The following is a 19,361-nucleotide window of genomic DNA, read 5'->3' as shown; positions in this document are numbered from 1 at the left end:
CGGTTCAGCGCCGTGCGCGCCGCGCGGCGCGCGAAGGACGGCGCGAGACGTGCGGGTCGTCCGGCACGTGCCATCGCCACGGCTCGTCCACCGCCTTGCTGATGCCGATGCGCGATGACGCGATGGGTGCGCCCGGCGGCGGCGTACCGTCGTCGGCGAACCACACCGGCGAGGCCGGATCGGTGATGTCCACGCCGTTGAAAGCACCGTCGATGCCCAACGCCTGTGCGAGCCGACCGGGGCCGCTGGCGAGCAGGCGGTCGTCGTTCGTGCCACGCGCCGTGCGCATGCGTTCGATTTCCTGCAGCGGCGACAGTGCGCGGATCAGCACCGCGTGGCCGGCGCCCTCGCCGCATACCGCGTTGATCGCCCAGTGCATGCCGTAGATGAAATAGACATACAGGTGGCCCGGTTCGCCGAACATCACGCGCGTGCGCCTGGTCGGGCCGCGGAAGGAATGCGCGGCCGGGTCCTCGCCGCCGCGGTAGGCCTCGACCTCCACGATGCGACCGGCGCGACCGTCGGCCGTCACCACGACGCGATTGAGAAGCTCCGGAGCGACCTCGCGCGAATCGCGGGCGTAGAAGGTGCGGGGCAGGGGCGTGAGGACCATCGCTGAATGCTAATGCGGTCGCGCGCATCGCGCGTTCACGCCACCCTGGCCATTCCTGCATCGCGATGCCATTGCCGACGGGAGGCCTCCGGCGGCGAAGCGTGCGAATCGGCCGACGAACCGTTGCCGTGCCGACCTCTGCAGGCGATAGCATCGGAACCCTGTACTCCGCCGCCTGCACGGCACGCCATGGCCATCACCGCGACCCACCCGCTGGATCTTCCGCGCCAGCACCTGTTCTGGATCCTCCACGCCGGTGGCTGGGTCGGCTATTTCAGCCTCGGCTACATCCAGGCCATCGCCTACGGCAAGCCGTCGGGTTACTGGATCGTCCCGCTCACGGCCGCGTGCACCGGCTTCATCGTCACGTTGGGCCTGCGCTATCTGCTGCGCGCCTGCTGGGGCCTGTCGCCGCGCAAGCTGCTGGCGACCATGATCCTTCCCATCCTCGCCAGCTCGGCCGTGATGGATCTCACCACGCGCGCGGTGCTGGTGAAGTTCTGCGACACCTGCGCGCCCACCAGCCGCATCGCGTACCTGGCCTATTCGCTGAGCTACATCTACGTCGTCCTGGCGTGGGTGGGCATGTACCTGGGCATCAAGTACTACCGTCAGCTGCAGGATGAAACGCAACGCGCGCTGGCCGCGCGCAGCATGGCCCACCAGGCGCAGCTGAAGATGCTGCGCTACCAGCTCAACCCGCACTTCCTGTTCAACACGCTCAACGCGATCTCCACGCTGATCCTTGATCGTGACAACGCCACCGCCAACCGCATGGTGCAGGGCCTGTCGTCGTTCCTGCGCCATTCGCTCGACAACGACCCGATGCAGCGTGTCACGTTGCGACAGGAGCTGGATGCGCTGACGCTGTACCTGGACATCGAGAAGATCCGCTTCGCCGAGCGATTGCGCATCCAGACCGACATCGATGAGGACTGCTGGCGCGCGCTGCTGCCCAGCCTGCTGCTGCAGCCGCTGGTGGAGAACGCGATCAAGTACGCCGTGGCCAAGCAGATCGAAGGCGGGACGCTGCGCATCGAGGCGCAACGCGATGGCCAGCAACTGGTGTTGCGTGTGACGGACGACGGCCCCGGCTGCCAGAGCCTGGAGGGTGGGCAGCTGCCGCCGGGCAAGGGCGTGGGGCTGCGCAACACGCGCGAACGACTTAACGTGCTGTACGGTGAGGAAAGCAGTTTCGGCGTGCGCAACCGCGAGCGCGGTATCGAGGTGACGCTGCGGCTGCCGTTCGAGACCAAGCAACTGGGTGGAGACTGACATGGACCGGGCCGTCGACCACGCGACGCTGCAAGCCAACACGACGCACCTGCCCCTGCGCGCGCTGATCGTCGACGACGAGCCGCTCGCGCGGCGCGGGCTGGAGATCCGCCTGGAATCGCACCCCGACGTGGAGATCGTCGGCGAGTACGGCGATGGTGCTTCGGCCATCGAAGCCCTGCGTCGCGACCGTCCGGACCTGGTCTTCCTCGACGTGCAGATGCCGGGCATGGATGGCTTCCAGACACTGCGCAGCATTCCCACCGCCGAGATGCCGCTGGTGGTATTCGTGACCGCGTACGACCACTACGCGATCCGCGCATTCGAGGCCTCGGCCACCGATTACCTGCTCAAGCCCGTCGACGAAGCGCGCCTGGCGCAGGCGCTGGCCCGCGTCCGCGAAGCGCGCTCGCAGCGGCAGGCCATCGATCACCGCGCGCACCTGCTGGGCCTGCTGGGCGAGCTGAGCGGACGACCGCTGCTGGACCTGGACGAAGCGCTGAAGCCCGACGCACTGGAGCAACTTCGCCGCGAGGACAAGCTGGCCGTGCGCGACGGCGGCCGCACCGTGCGCGTGGACCTGTCCAGCATCCGCTGGATCGATGCCGCGGGCGACTACATGTGCATCCATACCGACGGCGACACGGCGCAGGGCGAGACGCTGGTCCTGCGCGCGACGATGCGCGACCTGGAGAAGCAGCTGGACCCGCAGCGTTTCCCGCGCATCCATCGTTCCACCATCGTGAACGCCCGGCGCGTCGTCGAGATGCGCCCGCACACCAACGGCGAGGGCTTCCTGCGGCTGGATTGCGGGCAGGAACTGAAGTTGTCGCGCACGCATCGGGACAAGCTGGCGCTGTTGCTGTAAGGCCGTTTCGACGGCGGATCGCGTTTCAGAGGAAAGGACCGTCGGCGAGGGTGTGTGATGCGGCTCAGGCTGCGCTTGCTGTGGCTCATCCTCACGTTCGCGTGGCGCAGGCGCCTGCGCGTCCTGGACGAGTTCGTGCTGCCGTGCACCGTTCTGCCGAACGACATCGACGTGTCCAAGATGACCGACGATCGTTACCTGGCCATTGCCGACCTGGGACGTCTCGACATGGTGTTACGGCTGGGCCTGGCCCGTTCGCTCCTGAAGCGGGGCTGGGCTCCGCTCGCCACCGTTGCAGCGATTCGTTTCCGCCATCCGCTCAAGGCATTCCAGCGCTACCAGCTGCGGACACGTGTCGTGTACTGGGACGACACCACCTTCTACCTGCAGCAGGTATTCGAGCGCCATGGCCGCACGCAGGCGACCGCATATGTCTGCGCGACGTTCCTGGCGCGTCGGGCAGCGGTGCGTCCGACCGAGGTCCTGGCCGAAATCGGGCAGCCCGTCGTGAGGCCCTGCAAACCGGACGTGGTGTCGGACCTGCAGGCACTCGCGGTGGCGATCCACATGGAACAGAAGGAAGGCGCCTGCGTGCAGGTGACCTGAACCGGCGCGCATACGGCAAGAAGCGCGCCAGTCTTGAACGCATCGAGCCTGCGCGAACGGTTCGTCGTGGAGTGGACACCGTTGGCCGCAACGGCACGCGACGAATGACTTCCGGACCATTCCGGCAAAGCGGGGTGGGCGCATCGTGCGCCGGCATTCGCCCCCGCGGAACCGTCGATGAAACTCACCGAAATGTCCCTGCGCAATCCCGCCGCCGTCGCGGTCACCGTGGCGATGGTCTGCGCGTTCGGTGTGATGAGTCTGCTCGACCTGCCGCTGCAACTGTTCCCGGACATCGAGCGACCGCAGATGTCCGTGCAGACCAGCTGGCGCGCCGCGTCGCCACAGGAGATGGAATCGGAGATCGTCGAACCCATCGAGGCGGTGATGCAGGGGCTGCCCGGTCTGGAGGAGATCGAATCCAACATCAATGCCGGCAACAGTTTCATCAACCTCACCTTCGCCGTCGGAAGCGACATGGATGCGATGCTGGTGGAGGTGCTGTCGCGCATGAACCGGCTGCAGCCGCTGCCGCGCGACGCGACGCCACCGGTGGTGCAGTCCGGCGCGGACAATGCCAACAACTCGCTCACGTTCTTCTTCGTGCAGAAGTTGCCCGGCACGGCCGGCGACATCCTCGACTACCGGCAGATGATCGAGGACCGCATCGTGCCGCGTCTGTCCGCGGTGGAAGGCGTGGCAGGCGTGGAGATCAACGGTGGCGCGCCGGAGGAACTCACCATCACCCTCAACCTGGAGCGCGCCGCCGCGCTGGGCATCCAGATTCCGCAGGTGGCCGACGTCGCCGCGCGCGCGACGGACGTCTCCGGCGGCGTGGTCGAGGCCGGTCGTCGTGAGTACGTTCTGAGGTTCGCCGGGCGCTATTCCCCCGAAGCGCTCGGCAACCTCATCCTGGCCTGGCGCGACGGCCGGCCAGTGCGGCTGGGTGACGTGGCCACGGTGGAAGTGAAGCGCCCCGAGCAGCGCTTCTTCGCCTATCAGAACGGCAATCCCGCCATCGGCCTGCGCATCCTGCGCGAGACCGGCGCGAACGTGCTCGACACGCTCGACCAGGTGAAGGCGGTCGTCGAGGACATCCGTGAGAAGGAGCTCAAGCCTCAGGGGCTGGACATCCGCCAGAGCTTCGATGCTTCGGTGTTCATCAACCGGGCCATCGGACTGCTCTCGGGCAGCCTCGGCGCGGGCGTGCTGCTGGCGGTGGGCTGCCTGTGGTGGTTCCTGCGCGATGTGCGCGCTACCGCGCTGATCGCCTGCGCCATTCCCATCTCGCTGCTTGCCACGTTCATCGTGCTGCAGCTGACGGGTCGCAGCCTCAACGTGATCTCACTGGCTGGCCTGGCTTTCGCGGTGGGCATGGTGATGGATGCGGCGGTGGTGGTGGCCGAGAACATCGTGCGCCTGCGCGAGGAAGGCATGCCGGCCACGCAGGCCGCGCTGGAGGGCACGAAGCAGGTGGGTGGCGCGCTGGTCGCGTCCACGCTCACCACCATCGCCGTGTTCCTGCCCGTGATCTTCATGGACGACGTCGAAGGGCAGCTGTTCGCCGATCTCGCATTGACCATCTCCATTGCGGTCGGCATCTCGCTGCTGATCGCCGTCACCGTGTTGCCTGCCGCGGCGGGGAGCTGGTTGCGCCAGCGCGAGGGCGATCGCGAACAGCACCGCTACTGGGCCGGCGTGAGCGACTGGGCGTTGCGTGTCACGCGTGACCGGAAGCAACAGATCGCATGGGTGGCAGCGCTCGTCATCGGACCCATCCTGCTCACGCTGCTGCTGATGCCCAAGATCGACTACCTGCCGCCGGTGAAGCGTGCAGCGGTGGATGCGATCTTCAACTTTCCGCCGGGCATGAGTCCGGAACGCGTGAATCGCGAGATCGCGCCGACGCTGTTGGCGCGCATGCGCCCGTACATGGACGGTGAGAAGCCGCCGCAACTGAGCAACTGGTACCTCAACCTGTGGCCCGGCGGCGGCACCATCGGCGCGCGCGTGGTGAATCCCGACGACATCGGCGAGCTGGAGCGCATCGTGCGCGACGAGGTAGCCGTCGGCTTCCCGGACACGCGCGCCTTCGCCAGTGAGGGCGAACTGTTCGGCAGCTTCGGTGGTTCGGCGCGCGCCATCGCCATCCATCTGCAGCACTCCGACGGCGACGCGCTCACGCGAGCGGCGGAGACGGGCCGCAAACTGCTTGCCGAACGCTTCCCCGGTGCGAACGTTCAGGCCTGGCCCAACGCCGATGCGGGAACGCCGGAGCTGCGCATCAATCCGGACGATCGCCGCCTGGCCGAAGTGGGCTGGCGCCGTCCGGACCTGGGCACCGTCGTGCGCACGCTCGGCGATGGCCAGTGGCTGGGCGAGCATTTCGACGGCGACCGTCGCCTTGCCATCATCCTGCGCAGCGACCGCGAGGATGACGTGGAGCGTCTTGGCGCGGCGCCGCTCGCCACGCCGCAGGGCGGCGTGCTGAGCCTGGCCGAGCTGGCGCAGGTGGACACCGTGCTCGCACCGAACCAGATGCGTCGAGTCGATCGCCGGCGAACTGTCACGCTCACCGTCGATCCGCCGCCGGCGATGTCGCTGGAAGAAGCGCTTGGCATCGTCGACAACGACGTGGTGCCGGTGCTGCGCGACGCCTTGCCCGACGACGCGGCGATCCGCGTATCCGGAAGTGCGGACCGGCTGGGCCAGGTCGTGCGCACCATGGGCATCAACTTCGCGATGGCGCTGGCGGTGCTGTTCCTGCTGATGGCAGCGATGTTCCGCTCGCTGCGCGACAGCGCGTTCGTGATGGCGACCCTGCCGATGGCGGTTCTGGGCGGCGTAATCGGCCTGCGCGTGCTGGACCTGATCGCGGGGCAGACGCTGGACCTGCTGTCGATGATCGGTTTCATCATGCTGCTGGGCATGGTGATCAACAATTCGATCCTGCTGGTCGCACAGGCACGCGAGGCACAGGACGCCGGCGCGACGCTCGAAGACGCGCTGAAGCAGGCACTGGACCAGCGCCTGCGTCCCATCCTGATCGCCGCGCTCACCGGCGTGTTGGGCGCGCTGCCGATGGCGATCAATCCCGGCCCCGGTGCGGTGATCTACCGCGGGCTGGCGGCGGTATCCGTCGGTGGCGTTGCCCTGAGCCTGCTGTTCACCGTCGTCCTCGTGCCCGCACTGCTGCGTCTGTTCGCAGCCCGCCGCGCCCGCGTGCCGGTCTTCGATGCCGTGCCGCAAACCGTTTCCTGATTCCTCCCTCCCCCGGAGCCGTCGTCATGCGCACCCTGCACAAGAGCCTGATCGTCGCCGCCCTCGCGGGCGTGCTGGTCGTCCCGCTGATCCACTGGGATGTGGATGCCAGCGCACCGGCGAAGCCGGAAACGCCGCCGGCGGTGGTGGGCGTGGCCCGCGCCGTGACCACGCAGCTGGCGCCGCGTCACTGGGCGCCGGGCAGCGTGATCAGCCGGCAGGACGCGAAGGTCGCCAGCGAACAGGACGGTCGTGTGGTGCGGGTGGCCGAAGTGGGCCAGCGGGTGCACACGGGCGATGCGCTCGCGGTGCTCGATGACACCACTCTGAAGCTGCGCGAACAGGAAGGGCAGGCCGACCTGGGGCGCATCCAGGCGCAACTGGACATGGCCACCCGCCAGGAGCAGCGCTACGCGCAGCTGGCCGCCCAGCAGAACATCGCGCGTGCGCAGTACGAACAGCTGCGTGCCGATCGCGACACGCTGGTGCAGGAACGCGCCCGCGCGCAGGCGCTGCTGGCCCAGACGCGCCATCAGCGCACGCAGATGGTGGTGCGCGCGCCGTTCGACGGCGTCGTCGCCGAGCGTTCGGTGCAACTGGGCGAGTACGTCAACACCGGCGACGCCGTCGCGCGACTGGTGGACACGGGCGCGCAGGAAGTGCGCGTGCGCGCGCCGGTCGACCTGGGGGAACATCTCGGCGTCGGTACGCCGGTGGTGGTGCGGGTTGGAAAGCAGGAACGCACGCATCCGGTGAGCGCGCTGGTCCCGGTGGGCGATGAAACCTCACGCCAGCTCGAACTGCGCATCGCGATGGGGACCGGCGAGCTTCCAGTGGGCAGCGCAGTGGATGTGGGCATGCCCAGCGCAAGCGTACGTTCGGTGGTCGCCGTGCCGCGCGATGCGGTGATCCTGCGTCGTGAGGGCGACTTCGTCCTGCGCGTGGCCGCCAACAACACGGCCGAGCGGCTTCCCGTCAGGACCGGCACCGAGGTCGAGGGCATGGTCGAAGTGGACGGCGCGGTGAAGCCGGGCGATCGCCTGATCGTGCGCGGCGGCGAGCGAATCGAACCCGGTCAGCCGGTGACGATCCAGCAGGACCTGGCACAGGCCACTGCGCTGCGCTGATCGCGAGGACGCTCGAGAGGGCGTGCACGCCTCAGTGGTGCGCGCTGGTGGCGGCCGTACGCCACGGGCCGTCGACCCAGTACTTCATCTCGCGCAACTGCTCCAGCACCTGAGCGAGCGGGGCAGGGCGATGGATACCGAAGCCCTGCACCTGGTCGCAGCCGCGGCGTTGCAGCCATTCGAACTGCTCCTGCGTCTCCACGCCTTCACCGATCACTTTCAATCCCAGGCCATGGCTCAACGCCAGCAACGCCTCGCAGATCGATGCGTTGCGCTCGTCGCGGTGCACGTCGCGTACGAACGAGCGGTCGATCTTGATCGCGTCCAGCGGTAGCAGCTTGAGGTACGACATGCTCGAGTAACCCGTGCCGAAATCGTCCAGTGATACGCATACGCCGCGGTTGCGCAACCTGCGCAGGGTGTCCAGTGCCTGTTCGGGGCGGGTCATCAGCACGCTTTCGGTCAGCTCGATGTGCAGCGCGCTGCGCGGGAGTTCGAACTCTCGCAGCACGCGTTCGATGTCGCCGGCGACGTCGCCGTCGATGAACTGCATCAGTGATACGTTCACCGCGACCGACAGATCGCCATAGCCCGATTGTGCGAGCGTGCGCTGCGCGGCGGCGGCCTCGCGCAGCGTCCAGCGGCCCAGCGGAACGATCAGGCCCGTGTCTTCGCACAGACCGATGAACTCCGACGGCGGCACATAGCCGCCGTCGCGCTGCGGCCAGCGGATCAGGGTTTCCAGTCCGCAGGGGCGCGCCTTCGCCACGTCCCAGAGGATCTGGTAGTGCAGCTCGAACTCGTGCGTGTCGATCGCGCGATGCACGCGGCTGGCCAGACGCAGGCGATCGCTCGCGTGCTGCGCCATGTCTTCGTCGAACATCACCACCGGGCGGCGTTCGGTGCGCGCCACGTGCGCTGCCAGCCCCGCGTTTCCGATGGCCTGTGCGGCCGTACCTTCGCCCGAGTGCACGGCAGCCACGCCGATCCACGATTCCAGCCGCTGCAGCGTGTCCTCGCCCGGGATCGGGCGCGCGAGTTCGGATTGCAGTTGCGCCAGCGCCTGCGGCCATGCGGCTGCCGGACACACGACCAGCGCGAACTCGTCGCCGCGCACGTGACCGGCGGTGCCGTAGCGCTCGCCCAGTCGTGCGATGCGCGTGGCCATCGCGCGCAGGGTTTCGCGGCCCGCCTCAAGGCCCAGGCTGTCTTCGATCAGCTCCAGTCCGCGCAGCTGGATGCAGGCAATGCGGCACTCGGCCCTGCCCATGGCGTCGATGCGCTGGGCCAGCGCATCCGCGTTGAGCAGGCCGCTCACCATGTCGTGGCTGGCCCGGTACGCCAGCTCGCGTTGATGGGCCATCAGTTCGGTGACGTCCTCGGCCAGCGCCAGGCGCGCGGCGCGTCCGTCCATCTCGATGTCGGTGGCATACACCCGCACTTCCAGCAGGCTGCCGTTCTTGCGCTGGTGCAACCACACGCGCGCGGCTTCCTGGTTCAGACGATGGTGTTCGTCCAGATCGTCGAGAACTTCGGTGCGGTACTCCGGCGGACGGATGTCCAGGATGGTCATGCCGAGGAATTCCTCGCGCGTGTAGCCGTACTGCTGCATGGCCGCTTCGTTCACTTCCAGGAAGCGCAGTGACTCCACATCGAACAACCAGAAGGGAAGCGGGTTGCGTTCGAACAGCACGCGGAAACGGCGTCCCGCGTCGGCCAGCTGTCGTTGTGCTTCCACGCGCTCGCTGATGTCGAGCACCGTCCCGGCCATGCGCGGAGGTCCATCGCCGTCGACGATGCTGGCGCCCTGCACGGCCATCCAGCGCACGCGTCCGTCATCGCCGATGATGCGGTAGTCGATCGAGAACGGCTCGCCGGAGCGCCAGGCCTGCGTGAAGCCTTCCGCCACACGTTCGCGGTCGTTGGGGTGAACAAGGCTGTAGAACTCCTCACCCGATGCCGTCCGGCGGTGCTTCTCCAGGCCCATCAGCGCGACCACGGGGCCGGCCCAGGTGATGGTGCCGTCGCGATCGGCCGTCCACGTGCCGGTGCGGCCCAGTTCCTGTGCGCGGCGCAGGCCTTCGGCGGCTTCGCTGACGCGCTGCACCAGCGCCTCGCGTCGGCGCGCATTCCGTCGCAACACATGCACCAGGAACGCAAGGCCCGCGGCGTACAGCGCGAACAGCACGATGCCCACGCCGACCAGCCGCCACCACGGCGCCATGATGTGTTCGCGTGCGATGCCGACATCCACATGCAGCGGGTAGTCGGGCACGGTGCCGCTGACGGTGGAACGGATGATGCCGTCGAGGCGGTAGTGCTGCTCCGGGTTCACGCGTCGCGGTTCGCCCGCATGCACCACGGGCGCATCGTCGATCCGCCCGATGTAGCCATCGCCGCGGCTGTCGGCCACGATGCGACCGTCCGCTTCGCGCAGGCGGATCACGCGTGTGTGGCCGATGTCGAGGTCCCGCACCAGCCGCTGCAGTTCATGCGATTGCAGGCGCGCGACCACCCAGCGGGTTTCGTCCATGCGCACCGCCAGCGGCAGAAGCCAACGCCCGCCATGCGATTGCAACGGACCCACCACCATTGCCTGGCGCGGTTGGTGCGTGCGCATGTCCGGCCACTGCAGCAGACGCACTTCGCCACGCCCATCCATGAGCGCGCGACCAGTGGCGTCGGTCAGGACGATGCTTTCCAGTTCGCTCTGGCGACGCGCGACATCCGAGATCGACTCGGCCATCAGCGGCAGCGCGTGTTGCGGCGCGGTCGCGGCCACGCGCTGGGCGTCGCCGGCGATGCCGCGCAGGGCGCGTTCGAGGTTGCGCAGTTCCAGCCACACCAGCCGTTCGGCGCCGACGGTCAGCGCGAGGTTCTGCTGCTCCGCCGCGGCCAGCCGGTTACGGCGGTCGGACGCGGCGATGTACAGCAGGGCAGCGGCCATCACCACGCCCAGCACAATACCGAAGGCGAGCACCGCCGCGGCGGATTGTGACGCGCCCGGTACATCGCTGGAACGATCGCTCTGGGCCATCGGATCGTGGGTGATGGGAAAGCCCCTATTCGGTAGTCACCGCCGTGACAACGCCGTGAGCACATCCCTGGCCGGACGCGCGACGTCCGGTCGCTCGGCCACGGTATCGGCCGCCCATGCGCAAGCTTCAGTCCGAGGTGCCCGCGTTCAGCCGCTGACGGGCAGGCGCTCGCGAATCAGTGCGGCCAACTGGCCGATCCGGTAGGGCTTGGGCAGGAAACTCACGCCCGGCGGAAGCGGCGGCAGTTGCGCACGCGCGAAACCGGAGGCCAGCACGATGCGGGCGCCGGGCTGTACCCGCAGCGTGTGCTCGGCAAGTTCGATGCCGGAAATGCCGTGCGGCATGCTCACGTCGCTGACCAGCACATCGAAGGACGACTCCTGCATCGCTGCCAGCGCGCTGGGGCCGTCCGCGACGGCGACCACGTGGAAGCCCAGCATGCGCAGCGCTTCGCCGACCAGCATGCGCAGGTCATCCTCGTCTTCCACGAACAGCAGGCGCGCCTCAGCCATCGCCCGCTTCCTCGGGCAGGGGCAGGCAGATGCGCACCGTGGTGCCGTGCCCGGGATCGCTGTGCAGCGTGGCGAAACCGCCGGTCTGCAGGGCAAACCCGAACACCTGGCTCAGGCCCAGGCCACTGCCGCGTCCGACTTCCTTGGTGGTGAAGAACGGCTCGATCGCGCGTTCGACGATGGCCTGGCTCATGCCCGTGCCCGGGTCGATCACGTCGACCGCCACGTAACGGCGCGCCGGCGTGTCCGGTGACTCCGGCGGCGAGGCGAGCAGTTCCTGCGTGCGCACGACGATGGTGCCGCCGCTGGGCATCGCGTCGCGGCTGTTGACCACCAGGTTGAGGATCGCCGCTTCGAACTGGGCGGCGTCCACCCAGACGCGGGGAAGCGCGTCGGCGAAGTCGAAGTGGAACTCGACCGCCGCGCCGCACGCGCGCCGGTACAGCTCGCCGGAATGCTGCAGCAGCGCGTTGATGTCGTGCTCCTCGGGCGCCAGCCGCTGACCGCGGCCGAAGGCCAGCAGTTGCCGGGTCAGCAGGGTGCCGCGATCGGCGGCGCGCAGCGCGGCTTCGATCCAACCCTGCATGCGCGCATCGGTGCCGACGGACTGTTCGATCAGGTCCAGGCTGTTGACGATCACCGTGAGCAGATTGTTGAAGTCGTGCGCCAGACCGAGCGTGAGCTTGCCGATGGCCTCGATCTTCTGCGACTGCGCAAGCGCCTGCTGCGCTTCCTGCAGGCGCAATTGCGCGACGTGGCGCTCGGTGACGTCGCGGGTGACCTTGGCGAAGCCGATCAGCGTGCCGTCCTGCCAGATCGGGTCGATCACCACGCTGGCCCAGAAGCGCGTGCCGTCCTTGCGCAGGCGCCAGCCCTCGGCCTCGAACTTGCCCTGCGTGCGCGCGCACTGCAGGCCGCGCGCCGGTTCGCCGCGCGCGACGTCTTCCGGCGTGTAGAAACGCGAGAAGTGCTGGCCCACGATCTCGCGGTCGCTGTAGCCCTTGATGCGCTCGCCGCCGGGATTCCAGCTGCGGATGTAGCCATCCGGGTCCAGCATGTAGATGGCGTAGTCGGTGACGCTGCGGATCAGCAGCGCGAGCTGGCGTGTCTCGTCGGCCAGGCCGCGGCTCAATGCCACGCCCGGCGCCGCCTGCGCGTTGGTTGCGTTGCTCAACGGTGGTCCCCCTGGCTGCGGGGCAGCAGCCTATTCGTGGCGACGTTAAGTTCCCGTGCAACGATAGCCCGTCGTGGACACCATCGCATTGGCAAACCCCGCGTCATTGCATCACCCGCGCACCCGGGCGACCACGCCGTCCGAGTCCGGGCCTTCGACGAACACCGCCACGCGCTCGCCCACCCGCTTGAGCACCAGGTGCGCGCGCCGTTCCCCCAGCGGAATGTTGCGGATCGACAACTCTTCCACGCCGGCCGGAAGGCGGGGGTGGTCGAGCACGAGTTCCGCCGCCGGCCCGTCGATGCGGATGCCCAGGCACGCCTGCAGCGACATGAAGGCCGATCCCGCGGCCCACGCCTGCGGCAGGCACGCGACCGGGTAGGCCACCGGTGCGCCGCCGGGCACGCGCGGGAACCCGCAGAACAGTTCCGGCAGGCGCATGTCGAAGGCCACCGCGGCTTCGAACGCGCTGCGCAGCAGGCGCACGGAGGCATCGCGCTGGCCGTAGCGTGCCAGTCCGGCTGCACACAGTGCGCTGTCGTGCGGCCACACCGAACCGTTGTGGTACGACATCGGGTTGTACCGCGCTTCGCCCACCGCCAGCGTGCGGATGCCCCAGCCGCTGAAGAATTCCGGCGACAGCAGGTGTGCGGCCACTTCGCGCGCGCGCTTGGCCGAAGGCAATCCCGTGAAGAGCAGATGCCCCGGATTGCTCGCGCGCACCGCGCACAGACGGCGCTCACCGTCCACGGCGATGCCGTAGAAGCCGTTGTCCATCGGGAAGTGCGTCTCCACCGACTCGGCCATCCGCTGCGAGCGTGCGGTCCAGTGGCGCGATGCCTCGTCCTCGCCCAGTGCCAGCGCCAGTTGCGACATGCCGCGCAACGCTGCGAACACGTATCCCTGCACCTCCACCAGCGCGATGGGGCCCTGCGGCGAGCTGCCATCGGCGTGGAAGACCGAATCGAAGCTGTCCTTCCAACCCTGGTTCGCCAGCCCGGTCGATTCCCCGCGCGCGTAGTCCAGAAACCCCAGCGGGTTGGCATCGCACACCCGTTCTATCCAGGCGACGGCGGCCTTCAGTTCGTTCCAGATGCTGCGCACGAACTCCAGGTCGCCGGTTCGGCGCGCGTAGGCGGTCGCCAGCACCAGGAACAACGGCGTGGTATCGACACCGCCGTAGTACAGGCCGAACGGCAACTCACGCAGGCGTGCCATCTCGCCCTTGCGGGTCTCATGCATGATCTTGCCCGGCGAGGCGTCCATGAAGGACGACTCCTCCTTCGCCTGGTGCCGCGCGAGGAAGGCCAGCACGCCGCGCGCGAGCTGGGGATCCAGCCACAACGTCTGCAGCGCGGTGATCACGGCGTCGCGTCCGAAGGGCGTGGAGAACCATGGAATGCCCGCATAGGGATACGGCCCGGTGTCCAGCTCGCTGGTCAGCAGGGCCAGGTCGGCGCGTGAACGCTCCATCCATGCGTTGAACAGCGGCGCCTCGCTGCGCACGCGCGCCAGCCGACGCTGGCGGCGGCGCATGCGCGTGCGCGCCACGCTCGCCGCTGCACGGAAGCGTGCGCGCGTGGCTGGCAACGCGTGGTCGTCCGCGCCCACTTCCAGGTAGATCTCCTGCCGGCCGCGTGAGGCCAGATCGAAATCCATGCACAGACGGCCGTCCTGCAGCGGCTCCGGTGGGCGCGAGAACACCAGCGACGACTGGCTCATCGTGCCGTCCAGGCCGACGTAGCCGAACGTCACGCCGTTCTCGTGGTAGCGCGGCATCTGCGGCTGACCGCGCGCGGCACGGTGGCTGCCGCGCACTTCGAACATGTCGCGGAAGTCGGCGCCCACCTCGAACACCAGCCGCAGGTGCACCAGGTCGCGGCCGTAGTTGGTCAGCGCGATGCGTTCGAACAGACGATCCGCGCACAGGAAACGCGTGCGCTTGAGATGCACCAGGCCGTGCGGCGTCTCGTCGCCGCCCAGCGGCGGCAGGGTGCGGTTGGTCAGGTGCGCGACGAAGAACACGTTGTCGCGTGAGACCATCGAGCTGAGCAGTGCCGGTGCGGAATCGCCCAGCGTCAGCCGGTAGCGCGACAGGATGCGCGTGTCGTTATGGAACTGCCCGTCGCTGTCGCCGATCACATCGCCGGTGGCATTGGCGATGAGGAAGGTGTCGCCATCCTTGAGGACGTAGCTGGAGAACAGGGTCGCGGCGGCAGCGGGATCCATGCGCGTCGATGCTCAGGCGGAGAGGCGGATCCGGGAACCCCCTTCCTCGAGGATGCGCCAGTACAGTTCGACGTAGCGCCGCGCCATGGCCGCCGCGGAGAAGCGCTGCTCGAAGCGTGCGCGGATGCGGCCGCGCTCGTAGCGCGAGACGGCGCGCACCGCGTTGGCGGCGTCGTCGAGGTGGTTGACGATCACGCCGGTGAGGCCGGGATCGATCACTTCCGGCACCGAACCGCAATTCCACGCCACCACCGGCGTGCCGCAGGCCATCGCCTCGATCATCACCAGGCCGAACGGTTCGGGCCAGTCGATGGGGAAGAGCAGGGCGATCGCGCCACCGAGGAAATCGCTCTTCTGCGCGTCGTTGATCTCGCCGATGTACTCCACCAGCGGGTCGTCCAGCAGCGGTTCGATCTCGTTGTGGAAGTAGGCCTGGTCCACCGCGTCCACCTTGGCCGCGACTTTCAGCGGCAGGCCCACGCGGCGCGCGATGGCGATCGCGCGATCCAGCCGCTTCTCCGGCGAGATGCGCCCGAGGAAGGCCAGGTAACCGCCGCGCGGCGTGGGGCTGAATTCGTACAGCGAGGTGGGCAGGCCGTGATGCACCGTGCCGGCCCAGTTCGCCGCGGGCAGCGGTCGCCGCTGACTGTCGGAAATGGACGCCAGCGGAAACTGCGGCCAGCGTGCGTACACCGAATCGAGATCCTTCAGGTCCAGCCGGCCGTGCAGCGTGGTCAGAGTGCGCCGCGGCATCTCCTGGAAGAACGGAAAGTGCAGCAGGTCGATGTGGAAATGCAGGATGTCGAACTCGTCCGCGCGCTGGCGCACTTCATCGAGCATGGCCAGGTGCGCGGCCAGGTCGCTCTTCAACGGCGCCGGATCCAGCCGGATCGCCTGGTCGCGCATGGGCGCGAGCGTGGCCGAAGTTTCCGCCTCGGCGGTTGCGAACAGCGTGACGTCGTGCCCCGCTTGGACCAGCGCATCGGACAGGTGTGCGACCACGCGTTCGGTTCCGCCGTACAACCGTGGTGGGACCGCCTCGTACAGCGGAGAGACCAGGGCGATCTTCATGTCGCATTCTTCGAACGCCGCGACCGGCCGAGGCGAACGCCGCATGACGTGCATGAACGGGCGTTCGTTCGGCCGGCCGTCGATGGCAATGTTTCGACCTTATGTCAGCGTTCTTCAAGGCGACGTGATGCGTCGTTCATTCCGCGCGCGTACACGGCTGAATGGGTCCGCGGGCGACCAGGCGGCCTCGTGCTAGGCCGGCACGCACAGGGCCGCGTCGAGGTCGCGCGCACCCAGGATCGACAGGTGAAGCAGCAGTTGCGCCAAAGTCACCACATCGCGGTCGTTGTGCGCCAGCACGCGGCGCAGGTTGCGCGCGGAGCCGCCGCGCAGGTACGACAACCAGGCCGCGGGCGCTTCCGATCCGGGCAGATCGTCCTCGCGCACGACATCGAGCGCGCGCCGTTCGATGGTCGCCAGCCGGCAGTTCTCCCAGCGTCCGCGGTAACGACGACGTGTGGGATAGAGCAGGTCGACGTGGTCCAGTCCCGCCAACGGGCTGTCCATGCGGTTGAGGCGGTAGCGCGTGTTGAGCAGCGGGGCGTCGTAGCACTTGCCGTTGTAGCTGACGAGCACGCTGTCGGGCTGCAGCCACTGGCGGAAGGTGTCGAGCATCGCCGCTTCGCCGGCCATCGTGGTGGTCAGCAGCTGGCGGATGCGCAGCGCGCCGCCGTGCCAGTCGGCCGCACCGATCATGAAAGCACGCGTGCCGCTGCCGCCGGCCAGCCCCGTGGTCTCGGTGTCGAAGAACACCAGCCGTTGCGCCTGCAGGGCATCGCGCCGGTCGAAGCGCGCGTCGATGCGCTCCTCGTGCGGTGCCAGCGGCACCGTCGCTTCGAGCAGGTGCAGGCCGCGCGCGATCTCCACTCCGGGCACGAAGCGATCGTGCGATGCGGCGTGCGGCACGGCGTCCGGCGCGCGACGCCGCAGCACGCGGCGCAGGTCGTCGAGGTCCGGCGGCGGGATCGGTGTCGAGGGCGTGGCCGCGGCCTGAGCGGCCACGCCACCGGCCTGCCGCTTGAGCTGCTGCAATCGAGCGAGGGTCAGGCTCATGCGGGCGACAGCGCCCGCAGCACGCGCAGCGCTAGCGCGCGCGGCGCGACGGTGGCGTCCTCGTCGGCGGCGAGTACCGGCCCCACACAGGCCGGGCAGCCGGCCTTGCAGTCGCAGCCTTCCACCAGCTCGGTCGCACGCTGCACCAGTTCACGCTGGCGGAACCAGAGCGGTTCGCTCAGGCCCACACCGCCAGGGAAGTTGTCGTAGAGGTACACGGTGGGCACGAAACGCTCGCCGTCTTCGATCGACACCGCATCCTCGCCGGCACCGCGCAACTGGCCACGCCCGCGTCCGTCGGCGCTGGCGAACCAGGCGCCATTGCCGTCGCCGACAGCCTTCTGCAGGTCCACGCCTTCGGCCATCACCGCCAGCTTGGCGACCACGTGCAGCGCGTAGCCCGCACCGAGGAAGCCGTCCAGCGCTTCCTGGCGCGAGGCGAACGTGGATTCCAGCACCGATTGCGGCAGCTGCCACCACGCGCTGGTGGTGTGCAGCTCCTGGTCGGGCAGGGTGACCGGGCCGTAGCCGATGTTCTCGTGCGTGTAGTAGCGGATCTTCTTGTAGCCGGCAACGCGGCGCACCACGTGCACCTCGCCGTGATGGCAGGTGCCGCTGCCAGCGGGCGAGCCGTCGAAACGCTCCAGCACCTTCAGCTTCGTGTAGTCGATGGCGTCGGTGTAGTAGTCCACGTGCGTGCGCGTGACGAAGGCCTTGCGGCCGTCCCAGTCCAGTTTCTCCACCTGGTAGGGCGTGGCCTGCACCATGTGGATGGCGCCCTCGTACAGCGTCAGCGGCGCGGCGGAGAAGTCCACCTCGGCGATGATGGTCTGCCGGCCTTCGGTGCGATCGACCACGACGAAGTTGCCGTCGGCCACCGAGCGCAGGCTCACCGCGTTGGCGGGATAGCTGTCGGCGATCCACTCCCAGCGGTCCTGCTCGCCGTGCACCACGCCGTCCTCGGCCAGCAGCTGCAGGTACACCGACGGGTCGACGTCGCCGAACAGCTCGCGCGCCTGGAAGGGCAGCTCGAACGCGGCGCAGCGGATGTGGTCCAGCAATATCACCGGCTGGTCGGCGTGGATGCGCGCGTGTTCCGGCGAAGCACCGGCGAAGAATTCAGGATGACGGATCACGTACTGGTCCAGCGGATCGGAGCTGGCCACCAGCACGCCCAGCGAGGCCTGCCGGCGCCGGCCCGCGCGGCCGAAACGCTGCCAGGTCGCGGCGATGGAGCCGGGATAGCCATTGAGCACCACCGCGTCCAGCGCGCCGATGTCGACGCCCAGTTCCAGCGCGGACGTGGACACGATGCCGTCGATGGTGCCGGCACGCATCGCACGTTCGGTCTCGCGGCGTTCGGTCGGAAGGTAACCGCCGCGGTAACTGCGGATGCGCGCGGGCTTGCGCGGGTCGCTGTCGAATACATCCTTGAGGTACTTGGTGAGTACCTCGACCATCAATCGCGACTGCGCGAACACCAGCGTCTTCAGCCCGGCCTTGATGGTCAGTCGCGCGATGAGGTTGCTCTGCGAACGCGCCGAGGCGCGCAGGCCAAGGTCGGGGTTCACCACCGGTGGATTCCACAGCAGCACGTGCTTGTCGCCGCTGGGTGCGCCGGACTCGGTGATGGCGGTGACATCACGCCCGGTGAGGGCCTCGGCATGCGCCTTCGGATTGCCGATGGTCGCCGAGCACAGGATGAACTGCGGATGCGAGCCGTAGAATGCGCAGATGCGCCGCAGCCGGCGGATCACGTTGGCCACGTGCGAGCCGAACACGCCGCGGTAGCTGTGCACTTCATCGATCACCACGTAGCGCAGGTTCTCGAAGAACTGCGCCCACTTGGTGTGATGCGGCAGGATGCCCTGGTGCAGCATGTCCGGATTGCTGACCACGATGTCGCCGTGCAAGCGGATGGCCTGACGCGCGTCGCCGGGCGTGTCGCCATCGAAGGTGAACGTGCGCACGCCCAGATCGCCCGCCGCGTTGAGTTCCAGCAGCTCGGCCACCTGGTCCTGCGCCAGTGCCTTGGTGGGGAACAGGAACAACGCCTTGGCGCGCTGCGTCGTCGCGGCGGCCAGCACCGGCAGCAGGTAGCACAGGCTCTTGCCCGAGGCGGTCGCGGTGGCGATCACCACGTCCTCGCCGCGCGCGACGGCATTCCACGCATCGGCCTGGTGCGAATAGAGGCGCTCGATGCCGCGCGCGCGCAGCGCGGCCGCGATGGCGTCGGGCACGTCGGGGGGCATCGGTACGCTGCGCTCGGGTCGGCCCGGAACGGTGTGCACGCCGGTTACGCGCGAGACGTACTTGTCCTCCAGCCGCCGTGCCAGTGCGCGGCCGTCGGAACGCGGCGCGGGGCGTGCGACCTCCGGGAAGATGGACGTCGAAGGCTGGCTGCGCGCCGGCTGGCTCATGCGTGTCGCTCCGCGGAAGGCAGGGCGTTGTAGAGGTTCTGCGTCTCACGTCCTGAGACGGCGCATCCGATCGCATCGCGATCGCCGTTGGCCGGCATCTTGTTGCCTGCCGTG

12 protein-coding genes and 1 pseudogene are annotated in these 19,361 nt (G+C 68.5%); 5 read left to right on the top strand and 8 right to left on the bottom strand.

Going from position 1 to position 19,361, the window contains the following annotated elements:
* Positions 1-4 precede the first annotated feature (4 nt).
* Positions 5-613 carry a DNA-3-methyladenine glycosylase gene (locus QLQ15_RS17325; RefSeq protein WP_283214153.1) on the bottom strand — a complete coding sequence of 203 codons (609 nt, stop codon included), beginning with the start codon at positions 611-613 and terminating at the stop codon, positions 5-7.
* Positions 614-802: 189 nt separating this feature from the next.
* Between QLQ15_RS17325 and QLQ15_RS17320 the strand changes: the two genes are divergently transcribed.
* The 5 genes from QLQ15_RS17320 (at position 803) to QLQ15_RS17300 (ending at position 7,750) form a co-directional block, all read left to right on the top strand.
* Positions 803-1,888 (top strand): sensor histidine kinase, encoded by a 1,086-nt coding sequence (locus tag QLQ15_RS17320; protein ID WP_283214152.1) that lies wholly within the window; start codon positions 803-805, stop codon positions 1,886-1,888.
* Between the two features lies 1 nt (position 1,889).
* Complete coding sequence (locus QLQ15_RS17315) at positions 1,890-2,756, top strand: LytR/AlgR family response regulator transcription factor (RefSeq protein WP_283214151.1); 867 nt, start codon at positions 1,890-1,892, stop codon at positions 2,754-2,756.
* 57 nt (positions 2,757-2,813) lie between these two features.
* A complete protein-coding gene (locus QLQ15_RS17310) occupies positions 2,814-3,362 on the top strand; it encodes a thioesterase family protein (protein ID WP_283214150.1) in 549 nt (182 codons plus the stop codon).
* A 177-nt stretch (positions 3,363-3,539) separates the two neighbouring features.
* Positions 3,540-6,623, top strand: coding sequence for an efflux RND transporter permease subunit (locus QLQ15_RS17305; RefSeq protein WP_283214149.1), 3,084 nt, complete (start codon positions 3,540-3,542; stop codon positions 6,621-6,623).
* 26 nt (positions 6,624-6,649) lie between these two features.
* Complete coding sequence (locus tag QLQ15_RS17300) at positions 6,650-7,750, top strand: efflux RND transporter periplasmic adaptor subunit (protein WP_283214148.1); 1,101 nt, start codon at positions 6,650-6,652, stop codon at positions 7,748-7,750.
* Between the two features lie 31 nt (positions 7,751-7,781).
* On the opposite strand, the gene QLQ15_RS17295 is transcribed toward QLQ15_RS17300, so the two are convergent.
* The 7 genes and pseudogenes from QLQ15_RS17295 to QLQ15_RS17265 form a co-directional block, all read right to left on the bottom strand.
* Entirely contained in the window at positions 7,782-10,787 is a 3,006-nt protein-coding gene (locus tag QLQ15_RS17295) for an EAL domain-containing protein (RefSeq protein WP_283214147.1), read from the bottom strand.
* A gap of 147 nt (positions 10,788-10,934) precedes the next feature.
* Positions 10,935-11,300, bottom strand: a complete 366-nt coding sequence (locus QLQ15_RS17290) for a response regulator (RefSeq protein WP_283214146.1) — start codon at positions 11,298-11,300, stop codon at positions 10,935-10,937.
* Positions 11,293-12,438 (bottom strand): PAS domain-containing sensor histidine kinase, encoded by a 1,146-nt coding sequence (locus QLQ15_RS17285; protein ID WP_283214322.1) that lies wholly within the window; start codon positions 12,436-12,438, stop codon positions 11,293-11,295. Before QLQ15_RS17285 ends, QLQ15_RS17290 begins: the two co-directional genes overlap by 8 nt.
* Before the next feature lie 147 nt (positions 12,439-12,585).
* Entirely contained in the window at positions 12,586-14,703 is a 2,118-nt protein-coding gene (locus QLQ15_RS17280) for an amylo-alpha-1,6-glucosidase (protein WP_283214145.1), read from the bottom strand.
* A 12-nt stretch (positions 14,704-14,715) separates the two neighbouring features.
* Positions 14,716-15,774 carry a glycosyltransferase family 4 protein gene (locus QLQ15_RS17275; protein ID WP_283214144.1) on the bottom strand — a complete coding sequence of 353 codons (1,059 nt, stop codon included), beginning with the start codon at positions 15,772-15,774 and terminating at the stop codon, positions 14,716-14,718.
* Between the two features lie 192 nt (positions 15,775-15,966).
* Positions 15,967-16,773, bottom strand: a pseudogene (locus QLQ15_RS17270) (ribonuclease H-like domain-containing protein); the annotation flags it as partial.
* 50 nt (positions 16,774-16,823) lie between these two features.
* A complete protein-coding gene (locus QLQ15_RS17265) occupies positions 16,824-19,247 on the bottom strand; it encodes a DEAD/DEAH box helicase (protein WP_283214143.1) in 2,424 nt (807 codons plus the stop codon).
* Positions 19,248-19,361 lie beyond the last annotated feature (114 nt).

It is taken from the genome of Lysobacter stagni (assembly GCF_030053425.1).
GTDB lineage: Bacteria > Pseudomonadota > Gammaproteobacteria > Xanthomonadales > Xanthomonadaceae > Lysobacter_J > Lysobacter_J stagni.
Note: the sequence above shows the minus strand (reverse complement) of the source record. Positions and strands in the feature narration are given on the sequence as shown.